This is a genomic window from Staphylococcus sp. GDY8P120P, assembly GCF_017892065.1.
In the GTDB taxonomy this organism is placed as follows: Bacteria; Bacillota; Bacilli; order Staphylococcales; family Staphylococcaceae; genus Staphylococcus; species Staphylococcus nepalensis.
Map to the genome: position 1 here is coordinate 40,572 of NZ_JAESKI010000008.1, position 20,509 is coordinate 61,080.

Genomic DNA, 20,509 nt, shown 5'->3' on the forward strand with positions numbered 1-20,509 from the left:
TTTTATATTAAAGTTCAATATCCGCACTCATTAATTTATGATATTCTTTTTGGTTGTCAATAACGATAAGATAACCTTCGTCGTCAATATCGATTGCTTCTCCTTGAAATTGGTTTCCATTGTCAGTAAATTTTAGGGTTCTATTCCAAATATTCGAAGCTTCAATATACTCTTTTCGAATAGTAGAGAATGGTTGATTTAGAAATTGGTTATAACGTTTTTCGATTTGATGAATCAATACTTCTAATAATTGATAACGATGTATTTTTTGGTTAGCATGTATTCTCATACTTGTAGCTTTCTGTTGTAGCTCGCCTTGAAAATCATCAGGTAAATGATTCATATTGATGCCAATACCACATATAACTGCTTCTATACCATCACTATTAGCCACCATTTCAGTTAAAAAACCACATGCTTTTCTACCATCTATATAGATATCATTCGGCCATTTTATAGTTACTTTATCATTACAAAATCGTTGCATTGTATCTTTAATACCTAATGCCATAAACAAATTAAATTTAGTAATCATTTCAAATGATACTTTGGGACGCAAAACGATAGACATCCATAGCCCATTACCACGGGGTGAATCCCATGGTCTATTGAAACGCCCTTTACCGTTTGTTTGCTCGTCACTTAAAATCATAAAGGTCTCTGAATTCCCTACCAGTTTTTGTTTGGCTAATAATTGTGTGGAATCAATCTGTTCTAACACCTCGACATGGTTGAACATCGCTTGTGCATCAATTAAAGACTCTACAATCCCACTATACCATTTATCTGGGAGTTCAATTAAACAATGACCTTTGTGGTTAATAGATTCTATATCGCACCCTTCGCTTTTAAGTTGATCAATCACCTTTTTAACTGCTGTTCGAGATATAGAGAGATGTTCCGCAATAAATTGACCAGAAATATAATTGGATTGATGTTGATATAACAGTTGCATCACATATTTACTATATTTAGACATGCGTTTTCACCCACTTAATGAGTTCTGGTTTAATATTTTGGACGTCTCCATCTATAATGGCACACTCAATTTCTCTTAGCGCTGTCTTGAGCCAAGGGCCACTTGGTTTATTTACGAGATTAAGCAAATCTTTACCATTTATGTCGATTTCTTTTCTAGATTGAATAGGGAGCTGATTAGCGATCTCTTTGACAGATTGTGCATTAACGATTAAAGGTGAAACATTTGGCAAATTATTTTTGACGATTAACGTTGTAAAGGTTAATACATTTAATATGTCTTTTTGACTATAATCGTAAACAAATAATTTAAAATCCGATTTTGATTTAATGTTCGGTAACTGGGTCAATATGCTTTCTAACTTACCTATATGTTTTTTTTCGTTGTTACTTATTTTTAAGTCATTAAGATGACCTTTTACATTCGGTTGTTGTACTTTTAATAAAGCTATAAACAATGAAAATGGTACCGATTCATCTAAAATCATTTGCGATAAATCATAGTGCTTAAAAAATGGGATGTAGTTAAACGCTTTAAAATATTGTAAATTTTGGAAACTACGATCGATATAGCGACCCGATGTTAATTTTTTAAGTTCAATAACAATACGTTCAATTGATAGATATTTAATATCACTGATATGTGATTTCATACCATGAAAAGTGTTCTTTTCTATTGTAAAACCTAGTTGTGCTTGGAAACGTAAGCCTCTTATGATTCTCAAAGCATCCTCATTAAATCGTTCGTGTGCATTTCCCACAGTTCTTATGATATGGTGATCGATATCTTGTTGACCACCAAAGTAGTCGAGGATATGGTAGTCTGCATCCATTGCTATAGCATTCATCGTAAAATCACGTCTTTTAACATCTTCGTATAACTCGCGAACGAAAAAAACTTCGTTAGGTCTACGGTGATCCTCATAGTCACCCTCTGCTCGGAAAGTTGTAACTTCGTAATGTTCGCCATTATAAACTACATTAATAGTGCCATGCTCTCTACCAATAGGGATTGTCTTTTCAAATATGGCTTCGATTTCTTCAGGCATCGCACTTGTAGTAATATCGATATCATGAATTGGTTTATGCATTAAAAAGTCTCTGACGGACCCACCAACAAAAAATGCTTGATATTCATTTGATTGTAAAGTTTTTAAAATAGGTTTTGCTTGTTCAAATATTGATTTAGTCATTATTATCCTCTAACATTTTTTTATAATAGTATTCATATTGGTCAGCGATTAAATCAGAAGAAAAGCGTTTTGCAACGTCTTCTAACATACGTTGTTGCATTTCGTTATACAATTTATCATTCGTTAGTAATTCCAATGCATATGTACTTGCCGTGTTACTATCTCCTACATCAACAATAAACCCTGTTTCTTTATGTTTGATGACTTCTTTGATGCCACCTGCTGTTGAACCAATAGGTAAGACACCTGACTTCATTGCTTCAAGTAACGTGAGGCCAAAGCTCTCTTTTTCACTTAATAATAACACTAAATCAGAAATCTGATAAAATTCACTTACCCAGTTTTGTTTACCTAAAAAAAGTACCGAATCTTCTATATTGAGTTCACGTGCTTTTTCTTTCATATCCATTAATTGCGGGCCATCACCTAAAAGAATAAGTTTTGAAGGTAACTGTTGATGTATCTTAGCAAACGTTTCAATAACTGTGTCAATGCGTTTGACAGTTCTAAAATTAGAAACATGGATAATCACTTTATCCTCAGGATTTATACCATAACATGCTTTTAATTCTAAATCTGCTTTGCTTGGTGTATCACCTTTTGTAGGAAACTCTTTTTCCCTAACGAAATTATAAATAGGAATAATTTCTTTATCAGTTTCAATGATATCTGTTGTTTGTTGTGCAAGTGATTTACTTACACTTGTAACAATGTCGCTACCTTCTATTCCAAACTTTATTGCATTTTTTAAAGAATGATCATAACCCAATACGGTAATATCAGTTCCATGTAGTGTTGTCATTATTTTAATGTCTTTACCAGACATGTGTTTAGCTAATATACCACAAACCGCATGTGGTACAGCATAATGCATATGTAATAGATCTAAATCATATTCGTTAATGACTTCAGCAATTTTTGTGCTTAAAGTGATATCATATGGCGCGTACTGAAACACTGCATATTGATTTACTTCAACTTGGTGAAATGTAATATTCGATAAAGGTTTGCGAATTCTAAAAGGTATATTTGATGTTATAAAATGGATATCATGACCTCTTTCCGCTAACTTGATACCCAATTCAGTTGCGATAATACCAGAACCACCCATAGATGGGTAACATGTAATGCCTATTTTCATAGGTGGAACACCCTTTCTTTGATTATATTAATCTATTTTCTTTCGAAACGATTTTTATCACGTGTATTAAATTTTTCCATAGTTTCGTTAAAGCTTTCAGTCATATCTATATCTAAGGAATTAGCAATACACAATAACACGAATAAATTATCACCGAGCTCAGCTTTTACTGAATTAACCTCTTCTGTATCCTTTTTCTTCTTCTCCCCATAATAGTGGTTGATTTCTCTTGATAATTCCCCTACTTCTTCAGATAATCTTGCCAGATTTGCTAGAGGAGAAAAGTAACCTGTCTTAAACTGACTGATATACGTATCAACTTCAGTTTGCATATCTTTCATTGATTTCATATTAAACGCCTCACATTCTAACGGTTTCTTATATAGTATAGACTAATTTTATGCTTCATGCATTATTCCTGCAACCCTTAGATTATATTTAAAAATCAGTTGATAGTTTATTCATTTTGGATAATTTAAAAAGGACTCATTACACGTACACTTCAAATAAGGACGAAACATAGTGCGGTTTGTGGCACATCTAAGATTTTCACTGTCTTTATAATCAATAATCATATTTGCGGTATAAAAAAATCCTACCATGTAAACATGATAGGAGATATCTTAATAGTTTATTCACTTGATCTAGCAATTAAAATGAAACGTGCAAGTTCTGCTAATGCTACAGCAGTTGATGCTACATATGTCATAGCAGCTGCAGATAGTACTTTCTTAGCATGTCGATATTCATTTTCGTTAACGATGTCTAAACTTTTAATTTGTTTCATCGCTCTACTACTTGCATCAAATTCAACTGGTAATGTGATAATTGAAAACAATACTGCAAATGACATTAAAGCAATACCAATCCAAAGTGCGGTAGAGCCTAATGTGCTCTGTAAACTAGTTAAAATAATACCAGCAAATACTGCCATATAACCTAATGAACTACCAATATTAGCTAGAGGTACCAGCGAAGTTCTAAATCTTAAGAAGAAGTAACCTTGCGCATGTTGAATCGCGTGGCCTACCTCATGCGCTGCGATGGCAGTACCAGCTACTGAAGGTCTGCTAAAGTTTGCTGGTGATAAGACAAGCACTTTTTTACTAGGATCATAATGATCTGTTAAGAAACCTTTTCCTTCTACAACATCTACGTCGTAAATACCGTTTGAATGAAGTATCTCAAGAGCCACTTCTCGCCCTGTTTTACCACTAGTAGATCTTACTTGTGAATACTTTTCATAGTTAGATTTAACCTTGTGCTGTGCCCATAGAGGCAAGACCATTAAAATAACAAAGTATATAATCATATAAATAAAAGACAAAAATCCTCACTCCTTTATTAATATTTTACTGTGGACGTTAATAATGGTCAAATATTTTATCCTTTTTAAATCGAGTTAAACTTAAATATAACACTAAAGGCATAATACTTAACCAAAATGCCAAATAAGCTATTGATTCGACATGACTCGCAATAAAATCATAATAAGGATATTGCATAAATACATAATCGATGATGTCATTGTGGAAAACCCATACCATCGCTATAAAAAATGCTACGATAGTCACTTTAAATCTTGGATAAAAAATGAAAGCTTCAATTGCCATAATACCGTGAGATAGTATGAGCATACAACCTGTGATTGTAATCATATCGTATTGAATAAATAAAATGATATTCATAATGACAGCCCATACACCATATTTAATGAGTGAAACAAATGCGAGCGCTTCAATAATAGGCAAATTCTTGCCTATAATCAAACCTGCGATAGCAATACATAGAAAAAGCGATGCAGTTGGGCTATCGGGCACAAAAGGTATGAATTGCCATTGTGTAATACTTATTTGTGAACCATACCAAATATACCCATAAATTGTCCCTAATAAATTACATACTAATAAGAAATACAACATACCTTTGTTATAAATAATAAGTTGCCAGAGCGTATTCATATTCATACTGTCAATCCTTCGGTAATATATTTAAATTTCTTAACTTAAAAGTATTAAGAATTTGAGATAATTGATAAAATAAATCCTTGTCGTGCAATTGTAAACTAAGGTCAATGTTATCTTGTAAATGTTTGATGATAGAAGACTCGCTTTGTTTCGATAATGGAATGCGATATATATCTTGAATATATATCGCATAATATGGCGAATTTAGCAATTGAGTTAATAATAATTCATCTAATTTTGTATCTCGCACTTCTTCTTGATTTAAATATAATTTAATATCAAAAGATATCTTTTGATCCGCGATATAATCAAATATTTTGTCATTGTTAATCATTACTTGATTTTGCATTGTGAATTTTATCGCTGGTTGACTTGTATTATCTGTCGCGATTTCTAGCGTGTTGTGATTAGAAATATATGCATCAACAAAGTGAATGTGTTGCAATAACTCAGGTGAGGATTTTATTAAATTCAATACCCATACACTTATTCTAGATTTAAAACGATATTGGAATAATATATATTCAATAAAACTAGCCTTTACTTGTTGTAGTGTATCAGTCATTATACTCACCTTCCTAACTAATTAGAATGATTGCAATCGCTCAGCTTCATCGTGCCAAGTTTCATTTGACGGGTCCATTTCAAGTAATTGATTTAAAATATTTTGAGCTTGTTTAATATAACCAATCTCTACAAGATAGAAGTAATAGTCGCTTAAGAATGCAGATTGTGTACGCATTGTTGGATAAGCCAATTCAAAAAAGTGTTGAGCTTCTTTATCTCGTTCTTCTTGGCCTAACGCATGTGCTAAATGCCACATGAACACTGGATCTAAGTCTTCTTCGTCAACATGTTGCAATAGTCCAATAAGTGCGTTGTAATCTTCTTCTTGTCTAAAGAAATCACTTAAGATTAAGAGTGGTTCTTGGTATGCGTTATCTACTTCTAAAGCTTGTAATAACAATTCTACACCCTCATTTGCATCACCATGTTCAATAGCAATACTACCTGTTGAGACCATTAATTCTTTATAGAATTGACTTAGTCGTAATCCTTCTTTACCAATTTCAATCGCATCTGCATGGTTATGTTCGTTTTCATATAATTGTTGTAAATAAAAATAGCCTTGGAGGAAATCTGGGTCTTTTGATAATAATGTTTGAACTAATTTGATGGCTTCTTGAGTTAAATCATTCTTTTCATATGCAATCGCTTTTTTAAAGTATATTTCAGAGTCCATTTCATCTTCATTAATTTCATCAAACATTTTAATCGCATCACCATAATTACCACTTTGCAAACTACAAATAGCCAAACGTGAGAATAGATTAATGTTGTTTATTTGATATTCGCCTGTTTCAAGCACAGTTTCATATTCTGAAGAAGCGCGTAGATATTGGCCATCAAAATAAAGTAATTCTGCCAATGCAAAATGTATAATTGGATCATTGGGTTCAATGTCAATGGCTTCTACTAATTTATCAATGGCTACTTCAAGCATATTTAATTGTTGATATAGATCTGCTTCTAACATCAAACGCTCTGTAGATAATTCCACTGTACTAAGGTATTCTAAAGCTTCATCAGTTTGATCTTCAGCAATAAGTCCCTCAATAAAATAGATTAAGAGCTCACTTTCGTCTGGGTATTTGTGGTAAAGCGTGCGGAATACCTCAAGTCCTTGTGGCATTAAACCATAATTGTATAATGTTTCACCAAGAATAAAGAGTGCATCGTCTTTTGGAGAACTTAACGCGTCATTTACACGTGTATCTAAGTTATCTAACTTCTGTAAGTTGATATCATCTATAAGTTTATAGATATCTTCCATACTTTTATCCCTCGTTTTCTAATTGTTTAAATTTAGGTAAGAAACCTGGGAAGGAAACATTGACAGCATCAAATTGACCAATTGTTAATGAATCATCAGTCAATAATGAAGCGACAGCAAGCATCATGCCAATACGATGGTCGGTAAAACTATCTACTGTAGCTGTTTGTTCAAATTCAGATGGATGAATAATTATGCCGTCACTTGTAGGTTGTAACATAAAGCCTAATAGATTCAACATGTTTGCTGTTGTGTCAATTCGATTTGTTTCTTTAACTTTCAATTCTTCTGCTTCTTTTATAATACTTGTACCACTAGCTTGAGTACAAAGTAAAGCGATGACTGGCAATTCATCAATCGATCTTGGTACCAAATCACCTTTGATATGTAATGGTTTCATATCTGGTGTATATTGTACCCTGATAGAAGCGGTTGGTTCTGGATTATCATTTTGATTGAATAGTGTTATATTTCCACCCATTTGTGTCACGATATCAATAATACCTGAACGAGTTGGGTTTATGCCAACATTGTGAATTGTAATATCACTGTCAGGTGTTATCAAGCCCGCGACGATAAAATAAGCTGCTGATGAAATATCACCAGGTACGTGGAAATCTGCTGCTTTAATGTGTTCAATGCTATTTTCAGGCAATGTTATTGTCTGCCCGTCTGTTTTGATTGGAATTTGATAATGTTCGAACATCGTTTCTGTATGATTACGTGTAATGCCTATTTCAGAAACCATTGTTTTCTCATTTGCAAATAAACTCGCAAATAATATGGCACTTTTTACTTGCGCACTGACAACCTCCATTTGGTATGTTATCCCTTTAATACGTGCGGGTTTAATGATTAATGGCGTGAAGTTATCATTTATGCCTGTAATATTAGCATTCATTAAGCCTAAAGGTTTCATAATTCTATCCATAGGTCTTTTCCCAATAGAAGCATCTCCGGAGAGTACCGTTTCGATGCCGAGCCCACATAATAAACCAGCAACTAAACGTGTCGTAGTACCAGAGTTACCGGTATAAAGTACTTGGTGTGGTGTTTGGAAGTATTTGTATCCAGGGGAATTAACTTCAATCTTATCTTCTAAGACCTCTATTTCGACGCCAAGCAAACGAAAAATTTCTACAGTACGAATACAATCTTCGCCTAATAGTGGTTTATATATCGTTGACTTTCCTGATGCTAGTGAGCTCAATATAATTGCTCTATGCGTCATAGATTTATCCCCAGGGACTTCTATATCTCCAACAAGAGGCCCTTTTATATCAACTGTTTTACTATTAACCAAATATGCCACCTACTTTTTAAAATATGTTTGTAAATCTTTAAAACTCTCTAACAAAGTTGATTTACCTACGTGCTTAACCACAGGATGACCAATGCCATCTAATAAGACCATTTGCACACCTAACTGATCATTTTTCTTATCTTTTAACATAAGCTCATAAAGCGGGTCGAATTCAAATGATTCTATAATATTTAAAGGGTAGTCTAAAGATTTTAAATAATTAATATAATGGGCTATATCAAAATTTTGGTTTAAAACTTTATTCGCTACAATAAATTGAAAAATAATGCCTATCATCACAGCATGGCCATGTGGAATTTTAAATGTATACTCTACTGCATGACCAAACGTATGACCTAAATTTAGAAATTTACGTACATGCGATTCTTTTTCATCTTGGACAATAAGATTCAATTTTGTCTCGATACCTTTATAAATATAATATTCAATTTCATTTAAAGAAGCTAATGTTTTTTTATTTGTAAAATGAGTTTCAATCTCATTTACATCATTATCATTGTTCAACAAAGCATGTTTATATACTTCAGCATAACCACTGAGTACTTCTGTATAAGGTAATGTTGAAAGAAAATTCAAATCATAGATAACTGCTTTAGGTCTATAAAAAGCGCCTATTAAATTTTTGCCATGTTTTGAATTAATGCCTACTTTTCCTCCTACACTAGAATCATGCGCCAATATCGTTGTAGGTACTTGGATAAAGTCGACGCCTCTTAACAATGTAGCAGCTAAGAAACCACTAAAATCTCCAGTAGCGCCTCCGCCCACTGCAATAATGCAAGTATTTCGAGTTAACTTGTTACTGAGCAAGGTCTCTATTGACTGTCCATAAAAATCTAGAGATTTAGTAGATTCTCCAGATGGTATAACAAGTTTGTGTGCATCGTATTCAGACGTGATGAAATTTAAAGTTTCATTCCATTCTTTATCAATTGTACCATCGACGATAAGCACAATATCCTTATATTGCTTAATGTATTGATGTAAATGATCTAAAGCATTATGTTTTATAATTATAGGGTAATTATTTGATTCATAAGTGGTTTGTAGTTTCATAGATATCACCTAGTTAATCTTAAAATTTTTAAATTAATCTTAGTATTCAATATTTAATAAACGACGTTCTTCAATTTGTGTTTTTAATTGGTCGATATGATTGCACTGGAATTCTTCTAGCAACGCTTTTGCAAGTTCGAAAGCAACTACATTTTCTACTACAACACTTGCAGCAGGTACAGCACAGCTGTCAGAACGTTCAACAGAGGCTTTGAAAGATTCTTTTGTATTTATATCTACTGAATTAAGCGGTTTATATAATGTTGGGATAGGTTTCATCACACCATTAACGACGATAGGCATACCGTTAGACATGCCACCTTCAAACCCACCTAAATGATTTGACCCTCTATAGTAGCCGTTTGTTGTATCGTAAAGTATTTCATCTTGTACTTCACTTCCAGGTTTTTCTGCTGCTTTAAAGCCTTCACCAAAGCTCACACCCTTAAATGCATTGATGCTCACTACACCTTGAGCTATTCTACCATCTAATTTGCGATCATAATGCACATAGCTACCAACGCCTACAGGTACACCTTCAATAACTGTTTGGACAACTCCACCTATAGTGTCACCTGCTTTTTTCGCATCATCTATTTTATCTCTCATTTGTTGTGCGATTTCATCGTTAATTACACGGACATCATTTTTATCAACATTAGATTTAATTGTTTCAAGGTCATATTCTAAATCATCTTTAATACCGCCAATTTCCATGACTCTACTATAAAAATGAATATCAAGTTGTTTAAGTAAAATCTTAGAAACTGCACCTACAGCTACGCGTGCTGCTGTTTCTCTAGCAGAAGAGCGTTCTAATACATTTCTTAAATCTCTGTGGTTATATTTCATACCGCCAATTAAATCTGCATGACCTGGTCGTGGTTTGGTAATGACGCGTTTCATGTTTTCTTGGTCTTCATCACTTATTGGGTCTGCCCCCATAATTTTTCTCCAATGTTTAAAATCATCATTTGTAACAATAAGCGTAATTGGACTACCAAGTGTAATCCCATTACGTACGCCTGATACAATTTCAACACTATCTTTCTCAATTTGCATACGACGCCCTCTACCGTATCCGCCTTGACGTTTAAACATTTCTTCATTAATATCTGATACATTGATTTCTAAATTTGATGGCACACCTTCAATAATTACCGTTAATTGTGGACCGTGCGATTCTCCTGAAGTTAAATATCTCATTATTTACCCACTCCGTTCTTTAGTACTTTAAATGATTATATGTCCTTTATCTTATCATATTCAATAGTTCAAATTAACAGAAAAATTTCAAAATTGTTAATGTTTATATGATATACCTACGTACAATGATAACATTTGAATATTTTTTCAGTAATAACTTATGATATTAAATGACTTGAGCATGGATTTCAATTGTTATTTTAGAAAGCAATATTGCTATTCCAATAGTATGATACTTAAAATAAAAAAACTGACTGTAATTTAATCTATACAGTCAGCTGTTCTCTTTCCTATTTACTTTTAATGTAATGGAAAGTAAAAGTAGATTTTCAAATGTTTAATATGTTTGCGCTTAAAATTACACTTATGTACTTTATTTATTTTCATATTAACTACATTATTTGAGTTATCTTGTAAACGATTATTCGTACAACCACATTTCGCGTGATTCTGTAAATTCACTTAACTCTTCAGAATTAAACCAAAGATTGATTTCTTTATTTGCTGAGTCTACTGAATCTGAACCATGGATAATGTTTCTTCCGACAGTTAAACCAAGGTCCCCTCTAATAGTACCTGGTGTTGCTTCTGATGGATTTGTTGCGCCAATGATATGACGAGCGACATGGACAGCATCTTCACCTTCTACTACCATCGCAAACACAGGCGCAGAAGTAATAAAGTCGATTAAATTACCGTAGAATGGTTTATCTGTATGTTCAGCGTAATGTGCTTCAGCAAGTGATTTAGGTACTGTCATTAATTTAGCGCCTACTAGTTTAAGCCCTTTACGTTCTATACGAGAAACAATTTCTCCTATCATATTGCGTTGAACCGCATCCGGTTTAATCATTAGAAATGTTCTTTCCATTGTGTGTTTATCCCCCTGTTAATTATGTATAATGTACAAAGATAAAATTAAATACTTTGAACAAAAATATAAAACAAAACATTATTATGTTTTATAGCACATTAATATATTAACAGTTAATTAAAGCGCTTTCAATGGTTTTCACATAATTACCCGTTTCTTTTCCCTACTTTTTTGATTATTTTTTTAAATAATGGTTTCGCATCATCTTTTTCTAACTGATCAATGAGATAAAGTGCTTTTTCTAAATATCGATCACTTATCGCTTGTGATTGCTTAATGACATCTGAGTTTTTGATTGTTTGAATACATTCATCGAATAATGATTGTTCGCTTTCAGGACTAAGTTGTTCAATTTTTAGTTTGAAATCTGGATTATTACGCATTTCTAGTAATACTGGAAGCGTTAAATGACCATTCATTAAATCACTACCTACTGGTTTTCCTAATTTCTTTTCTGTACTAGTAAAATCTAAAATATCATCCACAATTTGAAAACTCATCCCGATGTAATGACCGATCATTTTTAAGTTTCGAATGGTTTTGTGATCAGCGTGAGAAGCGATAGCGCCTACTTCTGTAGATAATTGGATTAGCAATGCCGTTTTGCGATTGATTCTTCTTAAATAATTAGTGATCGTTTGCTTCGCGTTAAATTGATCTTGAAACTGGTATAACTCACCCATACATACTTCAACAATTGCACTAGATATTACTTTATGTACACGGTTATCTTCAATGTTCGAAATATGTTCTAAACCCACAGCTAATAAAAAGTTTCCAGTAAGTATTGCTGTATCCTGGTCCCATTTTTTAGCGATTGTTAGACTACCTCGGCGTTTATCACTTTTATCAATAACATCGTCATGGACTAATGTCGCCATATGTATTAATTCAAGCGCAACAGCTACACGGTACACGTCTTCATTCATTTCCTCACCAAATTGACTGCTCAAAATAACGAAGGCAGGTCTTACACGTTTACCTCCTGATGAAAATAAATGATAAGAAGCTTTCTCTAGGATTTGGTCTTTGCTTATCAATGATTTTTCTAATTGTTTTTCAATTATCTTAATTTCATTATTTATATTTAACTTTGACACAGTAATCACCTTTGGTTGTTTCATTTTTATTTATAGCCTAGGTGCATCGCTGCAACGCCACCAGTGAAGCTACGTACTTTAATGTTACTAAATCCAGCTTGTGAGAATAAGCGTTTTAATTTTTCTTTATCTGGAAAATCAAAAGTAGATTGTTGTAACCATTCGTATTCATCTTTTGATTTTGCAAATATTTTTCCAAATACAGGCATAACAAATTTAAAATATAATTTGTAACACTGTTTGAATATTGGAGCACTCGGTTGACTTGTTTCTAAACAAACAACCATGCCACCAGGTTTTAGAACTCGATTGAGTTCTTTAAGCGTAGCTAAATAATCAGGTACGTTACGTAAACCAAAGCCGATAGTGACATAATCAAATTCATTATCTTCAAAGGGCAAATTCATAGCATCGCCGTGAATAAGCTGAATATTTTGCATATCCTTTGTTTTATTTTTACCTACTTCCAACATGTTTTCACTAAAATCTACACCTAATACTTCACCAGTATGCCCCACTGCTTTACTTAAAGAAATAGTCCAATCTGCCGTTCCACAGCAAACATCTAATGCCTTGCTACCTGGTTTAACATTCATTTCTTTCATAACACGTTTTCTCCATGTTTTATGCTGTTCAAAGCTAATGATATTATTGAGACGATCATATTTTCCAGAAATATTTTGAAACACATTATGGACTTGTTCTTTTTTCGCTTTATTATCTGCCATGTTTGATTACCTCTTTTTTGAATAAATTTCTGATTTAACTTCTTCTAAAATTGTGTTTAATTCATCTTTTGAATAATTTTTTAAATATGAAGGATGATTTTCTAACAAGTTAGTTAATAATTTTTGATCGATATTTGCTATTTTGCTATTGGACACATATCGATTAATTGTAATAAATGGAAATTTGTTTTCTATCTTTAAAATGTAATGCCCTATATCTTTTTCTGGAATTGCGCCATTATGAATGGATGATTTCATTTCGTTGATTTCCACAATCGCTTTACTCATTTCCTTTTGATAAATTGGATCATTTAACTTAGCTAATAATGTATAAAAGTGAGCGCTTAGCAAATCGCCAATCAAAATGGATTTTTTAGAGGATAGGTTTTTAGAAACCTCATCTAAATGACGCATCGCAGTATCTATAGTGAGGCAAGCTAATTTAGCATCTTCAGGTATATCATAGGTATCAAGAATTTGAGCTAACATTTTATTTACATAAATAGTGTCATGATAATGTATACCTTTCAAGCGCTGGGTAATTTGTTTTTCAAAAATGCTTAATGTCGTTTCCATGTTCACACCTCACGTTATTATCAATATACATATTAACATTATATAAGGAAAATTAAAATCGACGGTTTTCAAAGTGATAAATATTTACGTTTTATGTATTTTGTGAATTATAAAATTTGTGAAATAAACCATGAGCTTTTTACTGATTATTTTTGAAGAAAAACGATATATTAAAAGTTTATGTTTAATCATTTTTAAAAAGCTCTTAATATAACACCATTATACCGAATGATATCATATTAAGAGGCATAGTTAACAATCAATTTTTAGTTATTTATTTAAAAGAGCTTATAAAAAAAGAAAAAGCCCCTTTAAAAGGGCTTCGCTTTTAAGTAAAGAATTATTTAACTGCATCTTTTAAAGCTTTACCAGCTTTGAATGCTGGAACTTTACTTGCAGGAATATCAATTTCTTTACCAGTTTGTGGATTACGACCTTTACGAGCAGCACGTTCGCGTACTTCGAAATTACCGAATCCAATTAATTGTACTTTTTCACCTTTAGAAAGTGATGATTGAATTGATTCGAATACTGCATCTACAGCTAAACCAGCTTCTTTTTTAGTTAAGTCGGCTTGCTCTGCAACAGCATTGATTAAATCTGTCTTGTTCATTATGAATTCACCTCCCCTGGGGTCTATAATGATATCTTAATATCATTATGCTATGACTTTAACACAAGGATTACTGCAACTGCAATGATTTATGTGCAAAAAACGTTGAATTAATAGGATTTTAATATCAAAATGTTATATATTTGCAAAAAAGTGTAATAGTACTTTTTTATTCTGACTTTTTGCCACGTCCCATTAAGTCTTTTACACTTTCATCGACAGGTTGATCTTCAAATAAAACCTTGTATAAAGCAGTAGTAATTGGCATCTCAATATTGTGCGCTTCAGCTAAATTGTAAACAGATTTGGTAGTATATACACCTTCTACAACCATATTCATTTCTTCTAACGCTTTATCTAAAGATTTACCTTCGCCTAACTTATAGCCGAGTGTATAGTTTCTAGAGTGTGTAGAAGTACAAGTAACAATTAAATCTCCAATACCACCGAGCCCTAAAAACGTAAGTGGATCGGCGCCTAATTTTTCACCTAAGCGACTAATTTCAGCTAAACCTCTAGTCATTAATGCAGCTTTTGCGTTATCTCCAAAGCCCATTCCAGAAATCACGCCACTCGCAACGGCTATAATATTTTTTAAAGCGCCACCCAGTTCAACCCCTACTAAGTCATCATTTGTGTATACTCTTAAATAATCGTTCATAAATAAATCTTGTGCAAGCTTGCTCACTTCTGGTGATTTAGAAGAAGCAGCGACTGTAGTAGGCTGTTTGATTACAACTTCTTCGGCATGGCTTGGCCCTGATAATACACCTATGCCACCATTATGCTCCTCAGATATGCTGTCTTCTAACATTTCAGATACACGTTTGTAAGTATCGTTTTCAATTCCTTTTGCTACATGTATAAATATTTTTTGAGTGGTTAAGTGTGAATCAATTTCATTAGCCACTTCTCTCATTGCTTTCGTAGGTAGAGCCATTAGATAAACATCTGCATGTGTTATCGCAGCATTAATATCATGAGTTGCTGTAATCGATGTTTCAAGTTGTGCATTTTTAAGGTATTTTGTGTTTAAATGTTCTTCATTGATTTCTTGAACAGTATTTTTATTTTTTCCCCACATTAATACTTGATGTCCATTTTCCGCTAAGACATTTGCTAACGCCGTACCGAAACTTCCTGTACCAAATACAGTTATATTAGACATGTAACCCCTCCATTTATTAGTTTCTTCTTCTTGATATAATGTGCACAGGTGTGCCTTCGAATCCAAAAGCAGCTCTTATTTGATTTTCAAGGTAACGTTTATAAGAAAAATGCATTAGTTCTATGTCATTTACAAATACGACAAAAGTAGGCGGTTCTATCGCCACTTGAGTAGCATAGAATACATTTAATCTACGACCTTTATCAGTTGGTGTTGGATTCATAGAAATAGCATCTGTAATAACTTCATTTAATGTTGAACTTTGAACACGTTTTTTATGGTTTTCGCTAGCTTCAGTGATATAAGGGAATAGCGTAGATAAACGTTTCTTTTCTTTAGCTGAAACAAATGCAATTTGAGCATAATCTAAGAATTGAAATTCTTTACGAACTTCATCTTTAAATTTTTTCATTGTATTTGTTTCTTTATCTACTGCATCCCATTTGTTAACAACTATAACGATAGCCTTACCTTCTTCATGAGCATAGCCAGCAACACGCTTATCCTGTTCGATGATACCTTGTTCTGCATCAATAACTACTAATACGATATTAGAGCGTTCAATCGCTTTAAGTGCACGTAACACTGAATATTTTTCAGTGTTTTCATATACTTTACCTTTTTTACGCATACCAGCAGTATCAATAAGTACATAGTCTTGGTCATCATAACTATATTCAGTATCGACGGCATCTCGGGTTGTACCTGCCACATTGGACACAATCACTCGATCTTCACCTAGTATAGCATTAACTAAGCTTGATTTACCGACGTTAGGACGACCGATAATAGACAAACGTATGGTATCTTCATCGTATGGGTCTGGTTCTTCTTCTTTGAAGTGTTTAACTACTTCATCCAATAAATCCCCTAATCCTAATCCATGCGAACCAGAGATTGGATATGGGTCTCCAAAACCAAGTGAATAAAAATCATATATGTCATTTCTCATTTCAGGATTATCGACCTTATTGACAGCTAAAACAACTGGTTTTTTTGATTTGTATAGCATTTGTGCTACCATTTCATCACTTTGTGTTAATCCTTCTCGTACATTAACCATAAAAATGATGACATCAGCTTCATCTATGGCAATTTCAGCTTGCGCTCTTATTTGTGTTTGGAATGGTGCATCTCCAATTTCAATACCGCCTGTATCAATGATATTGAAGTCATGCGTTAACCATTCACCTGATGAATAAATTCTGTCGCGAGTCACACCTGGTGTATCTTCAACAATAGAGACACGTACACCTACGACTCTGTTAAAAATTGTAGATTTACCCACATTAGGTCTTCCTACAATAGCAACTATAGGTTTAGTCATAACTAACTTCCTCTCTTTTTTAATCTCTATAATTCTATCATAAGGGGAAAGTATTTCAAAAGAAATTATTAATGAATTCATTTTGGTATTCAGTGATAGAATAATTACGTAGTTGTTTCTATGTACATTAAAAAAATAAATCTTGCCCTAATTCAAATAGGACAAGATTTAAAATTGGTCTCAAGTGTATCTATTAAAACTTAATATCTTTAAGTTTATCTCCGAAAACGTCTCCTAATGTTGGATTGTCTTCGTCGTCATTACCATGGTCTAAATAAGATTGTGTCGTTTCACTATCGCTTTCAACGACATTTTCATCTGGTAATGTTGCTTTAATAGAAAGTGAAATACGTTCTTTTTCAATATCAATACTTAGTATTTTAACACTTACTACTTCTCCAGGTTCTAATACTTCTCCAGGCGTACCAATATGTGAATGACTAATTTCTGAAATATGAACTAATCCTTGCACGCCAGGTTTAATTTCAACAAAGGCGCCAAAACTTGTAAGTCTAACTACTTTACCTTCAATGTTTTCACCTTCGTTAATTTCGCCTCTTAGTGATTCGAATGGACTTGGTAACGTATCTTTGATGGATAAGGAAATGCGTTCAGAATCTTTGTCTACAGATTTAACTTTAACTTTCACCTTATCACCAATTGAAACGACATCTTCAGGTGATTTAACATGTTCATGTGATAATTCAGAAACATGTACTAGACCGTCTACGCCACCAATATCTATGAATGCGCCAAAATTCGTTAAACGTGCTACGGTACCGTCAATTACATCGCCTTCATCCAATTTGTTTAGTAGCTCTTCTTTTTTCTCTGCATTTTCTAATGCTTCTACAGCTTTACGACTAAGAATGACGCGATTATTTGCTGGGTCTAATTCTTCAACTTTTAATTTTAGAACTTGTCCATCAAAATGAGAGAAATCCTCGATAAAATCAGTAGAAATTAATGAAGCTGGTACAAATCCTCTTTGACCAACATCTACAACTAACCCACCTTTAACAACTTCAGTGACTTTAGCTTCAATGATTTCATCATTATCTAATTTTTCTTGTAAAAATTCATATGATTTTTCAGTTTCTAATTGACGTTTAGATAGAATATAAGCACCTGTTTCATTTTCTTCATCATATTCTACTTTGGTAACATAAGCACCGATTTCGTCTCCAACTTTTACAGCATCACTTGGGTTGTCAATATGATGCGTTGAAAGTTGACTTATAGGGATAATACCATTGAATTTGCCGCCATTTACATGTACAACGACTTGTTTTTCTTCAATCTCTTGAATTTCGCCAGTAACTTTATCCCCTTCTTTAATTTCGTTAATCATTGATTCGTTGAATTCTTCAGTCATCTTGTCTGCCTCCTTATTACACTACATATTTATAACATCTTATAATTTGACAGAATTGTCAAGAAATTCCACTTTATAGTAGGCATCCTAATTCCAATCGTTAAAATGATGTAAATTGATATTTTGCTTTATTTAATATTCTAATTTCAATAGCAATTTACATTGATATATATGCAGTACCCGTTAATAAAAAATGTTCTATGATATTATACCCTGTTTTTGGTATTTTATAACTTTTTTACATTATTTTAATAGAAGAGACCTAAATCTTAATCAAAGGTTAACGTGCAATAAATTGGTTAAAGTTTACTGACTAAATTTAAAATTTCATTTGTAACATCTTCAATACTCATGCCCGTAGTATCAATAGTAATTGCATCCTCTGCTTTTTTTAACGGAGATATTTCTCGGTTCATATCATATTGATCACGGTCAGAAATTTCTTGCTTTAATTGTTCAACATTAGATTGAATACCTCTTAATTCATTATCTTTTTGACGACGAATGGCGCGTTCTTCCACTGAAGCAATCATATATACTTTTAATTCTGCCTCAGGTAACACAACTGTGCCTATATCTCTTCCATCCATCACTATTCCTTTTTTTTCTGCTAATTCTTGTTGTTTTTCTACAGCAAATGTACGTACAGGCTCTTTTGAAGCTACATAAGAAACATGATTTGTTACATCATTTTCTCTTAAATAATCCGTAACATCTTGGTTGTCTAGAATTACCCTTTGTCCTTTTTCTTCATCATATGTCAAAGATAATACTGATGATTGAACAAGACTTGAAAAATCTTCAGTCTTATTTAATTGTAAATATTTATATGTAATGGCGCGGTACATTGCGCCAGTATCTACGTATATCATAGATAATTTAGCTGCAACACGCTTAGCTATTGTACTCTTACCCGCTGCTGCAGGTCCATCTAATGCGATATTAATTGGTTTCATTTTAGTAACCCTTCCTTGTTGTTTTATAAATAATATTTTATCATAAATATGTATTTTATAAATAGGAGGAATGCACACATGAAAAAACTTCTTGTCATACATACTGGCGGTACAATTAGCATGTCTCAAGATGAATCAAATAAAGTCGTAACGAATACTGATAATCCTATTTCCAATCATCAAAATATTATAAAAAAATATGCTGATGTGACTGAAATAACACCTTTTAATGTACCTTCGCCACACATGAATATTAAATATGTAGAGGAATTAAAACAAATTATCATAAAATCTGAAAAAGAGAACTATTATGATGGTTACGTTATCACGCATGGTACGGATACTTTAGAAGAAACAGCTTATTTATTAGATTTAACACTAAATATTTCTAAGCCAATTGCTATAACTGGTGCAATGCGTTCCTCAAACGAAATTGGCGCAGATGGACTTTATAATTTTTTGTCTGCAATTAGAGTAGCTATAAGTGATGAAGCAATGAACATGGGTGTTATGGTTGTCTTTAACGATGAAATCCATACAGCTAGAAATGTTACCAAAACCCATACTTCCAATACAAATACTTTCCAGAGCCCGAATCACGGTCCATTAGGTGTAATCACTAAACAAAGTGTACAATTTCATCACCGCCCATTTGAACATTTAGTATTAACGGAGATAAACCAAAATCTAAATATACCACTTGTTAAATCGTATATGGGTATGAAAAGCGACGTACTAACTTTTCATAGTGATAACCGAGTTGATGGCATCATTATAGAGGCATTGGGTCAAGGCAACTTGCCTCCCACTTGCTTAGAAGGTTTAAATCAATGTTTACGGAATAATATCCCTATTATACTTGTGTCGAGATCGTTTAACGGTATTGTAGGTCCTATATATGCTTATGAAGGGGGCGGAGCAACGTTAGAAGAAAAAGGCGTCATTTTCTCAAATGACTTAAACGGCCAAAAAGCAAGATTAAAACTTTTAATCGGTTTAAGTAATCATTTAAATGACGAACAATTAAAAAAATATTTTGAAGCGCCATTATAAGATAAATCAAAAAAGAGTAAGACTTGTCACATTACAAACT

The 20,509-nt window shown here is 32.9% G+C and carries 21 protein-coding genes; 1 reads left to right on the top strand and 20 read right to left on the bottom strand.

Annotated features, from left to right (window positions below):
- Positions 1-7 precede the first annotated feature (7 nt).
- From KA900_RS06305 to cmk, 20 genes are all read right to left on the bottom strand, one after another.
- Positions 8-979, bottom strand: a complete 972-nt coding sequence (locus KA900_RS06305) for a biotin--[acetyl-CoA-carboxylase] ligase (RefSeq protein ID WP_096809670.1) — start codon at positions 977-979, stop codon at positions 8-10.
- The gene (locus KA900_RS06310; protein WP_107643889.1) at positions 972-2,171 is read right to left on the bottom strand and encodes a CCA tRNA nucleotidyltransferase; all 1,200 of its coding nucleotides are present in this window, start codon (positions 2,169-2,171) and stop codon (positions 972-974) included. Before KA900_RS06310 ends, KA900_RS06305 begins: the two co-directional genes overlap by 8 nt.
- Positions 2,164-3,312, bottom strand: coding sequence for an N-acetyl-alpha-D-glucosaminyl L-malate synthase BshA (gene bshA, locus KA900_RS06315; RefSeq protein WP_096809668.1), 1,149 nt, complete (start codon positions 3,310-3,312; stop codon positions 2,164-2,166). The genes KA900_RS06310 and bshA overlap by 8 nt, the downstream gene beginning before the upstream one ends.
- A 32-nt stretch (positions 3,313-3,344) precedes the next feature.
- Positions 3,345-3,662 carry a nucleotide pyrophosphohydrolase gene (locus KA900_RS06320; RefSeq protein ID WP_096809667.1) on the bottom strand — a complete coding sequence of 106 codons (318 nt, stop codon included), beginning with the start codon at positions 3,660-3,662 and terminating at the stop codon, positions 3,345-3,347.
- A 281-nt stretch (positions 3,663-3,943) separates the two neighbouring features.
- Positions 3,944-4,639 carry a zinc metallopeptidase gene (locus KA900_RS06325; protein WP_096809666.1) on the bottom strand — a complete coding sequence of 232 codons (696 nt, stop codon included), beginning with the start codon at positions 4,637-4,639 and terminating at the stop codon, positions 3,944-3,946.
- A gap of 37 nt (positions 4,640-4,676) precedes the next feature.
- Positions 4,677-5,279 carry a DUF1405 domain-containing protein gene (locus tag KA900_RS06330; protein WP_096809664.1) on the bottom strand — a complete coding sequence of 201 codons (603 nt, stop codon included), beginning with the start codon at positions 5,277-5,279 and terminating at the stop codon, positions 4,677-4,679.
- Between the two features lie 4 nt (positions 5,280-5,283).
- Positions 5,284-5,844 carry a YpiB family protein gene (locus KA900_RS06335; protein ID WP_103372626.1) on the bottom strand — a complete coding sequence of 187 codons (561 nt, stop codon included), beginning with the start codon at positions 5,842-5,844 and terminating at the stop codon, positions 5,284-5,286.
- 21 nt (positions 5,845-5,865) lie between these two features.
- A complete protein-coding gene (locus tag KA900_RS06340; protein ID WP_115342148.1) occupies positions 5,866-7,113 on the bottom strand; it encodes a tetratricopeptide repeat protein in 1,248 nt (415 codons plus the stop codon).
- A gap of 4 nt (positions 7,114-7,117) precedes the next feature.
- Positions 7,118-8,416, bottom strand: coding sequence for a 3-phosphoshikimate 1-carboxyvinyltransferase (gene aroA / locus KA900_RS06345; protein ID WP_115342147.1), 1,299 nt, complete (start codon positions 8,414-8,416; stop codon positions 7,118-7,120).
- Between the two features lie 9 nt (positions 8,417-8,425).
- On the bottom strand, positions 8,426-9,493 hold the full coding sequence (gene aroB, locus KA900_RS06350; protein ID WP_096809655.1) for a 3-dehydroquinate synthase: 1,068 nt from the start codon (positions 9,491-9,493) through the stop codon (positions 8,426-8,428).
- A 39-nt stretch (positions 9,494-9,532) separates the two neighbouring features.
- Entirely contained in the window at positions 9,533-10,699 is a 1,167-nt protein-coding gene (gene aroC, locus KA900_RS06355; RefSeq protein WP_096809653.1) for a chorismate synthase, read from the bottom strand.
- Between the two features lie 421 nt (positions 10,700-11,120).
- Complete coding sequence (gene ndk / locus KA900_RS06360) at positions 11,121-11,570, bottom strand: nucleoside-diphosphate kinase (protein WP_096809651.1); 450 nt, start codon at positions 11,568-11,570, stop codon at positions 11,121-11,123.
- 149 nt (positions 11,571-11,719) lie between these two features.
- Positions 11,720-12,673 (bottom strand): polyprenyl synthetase family protein, encoded by a 954-nt coding sequence (locus tag KA900_RS06365; protein WP_170006899.1) that lies wholly within the window; start codon positions 12,671-12,673, stop codon positions 11,720-11,722.
- A gap of 26 nt (positions 12,674-12,699) precedes the next feature.
- Entirely contained in the window at positions 12,700-13,401 is a 702-nt protein-coding gene (locus KA900_RS06370; RefSeq protein ID WP_103373243.1) for a demethylmenaquinone methyltransferase, read from the bottom strand.
- Positions 13,402-13,407: 6 nt separating this feature from the next.
- Positions 13,408-13,977, bottom strand: coding sequence for a heptaprenyl pyrophosphate synthase subunit A (locus KA900_RS06375; protein ID WP_096809645.1), 570 nt, complete (start codon positions 13,975-13,977; stop codon positions 13,408-13,410).
- Between the two features lie 340 nt (positions 13,978-14,317).
- Positions 14,318-14,590: an HU family DNA-binding protein gene (locus KA900_RS06380; RefSeq protein WP_002483248.1), complete on the bottom strand. Its 273-nt coding sequence runs from the start codon at positions 14,588-14,590 to the stop codon at positions 14,318-14,320.
- A 169-nt stretch (positions 14,591-14,759) separates the two neighbouring features.
- A complete protein-coding gene (locus tag KA900_RS06385) occupies positions 14,760-15,758 on the bottom strand; it encodes an NAD(P)H-dependent glycerol-3-phosphate dehydrogenase (protein WP_096809643.1) in 999 nt (332 codons plus the stop codon).
- A 16-nt stretch (positions 15,759-15,774) separates the two neighbouring features.
- Positions 15,775-17,085 (bottom strand): ribosome biogenesis GTPase Der, encoded by a 1,311-nt coding sequence (gene der, locus KA900_RS06390; RefSeq protein WP_210139396.1) that lies wholly within the window; start codon positions 17,083-17,085, stop codon positions 15,775-15,777.
- A gap of 193 nt (positions 17,086-17,278) precedes the next feature.
- Entirely contained in the window at positions 17,279-18,460 is a 1,182-nt protein-coding gene (rpsA, locus tag KA900_RS06395) for a 30S ribosomal protein S1 (RefSeq protein WP_103373236.1), read from the bottom strand.
- Positions 18,461-18,759: 299 nt separating this feature from the next.
- The gene (gene cmk / locus KA900_RS06400) at positions 18,760-19,416 is read right to left on the bottom strand and encodes a (d)CMP kinase (RefSeq protein WP_103373237.1); all 657 of its coding nucleotides are present in this window, start codon (positions 19,414-19,416) and stop codon (positions 18,760-18,762) included.
- A 78-nt stretch (positions 19,417-19,494) separates the two neighbouring features.
- On the opposite strand from cmk, the gene KA900_RS06405 reads away from it, so the two are divergent.
- Positions 19,495-20,469 carry an asparaginase gene (locus KA900_RS06405; protein ID WP_210139397.1) on the top strand — a complete coding sequence of 325 codons (975 nt, stop codon included), beginning with the start codon at positions 19,495-19,497 and terminating at the stop codon, positions 20,467-20,469.
- Positions 20,470-20,509: the final 40 nt, after the last annotated feature.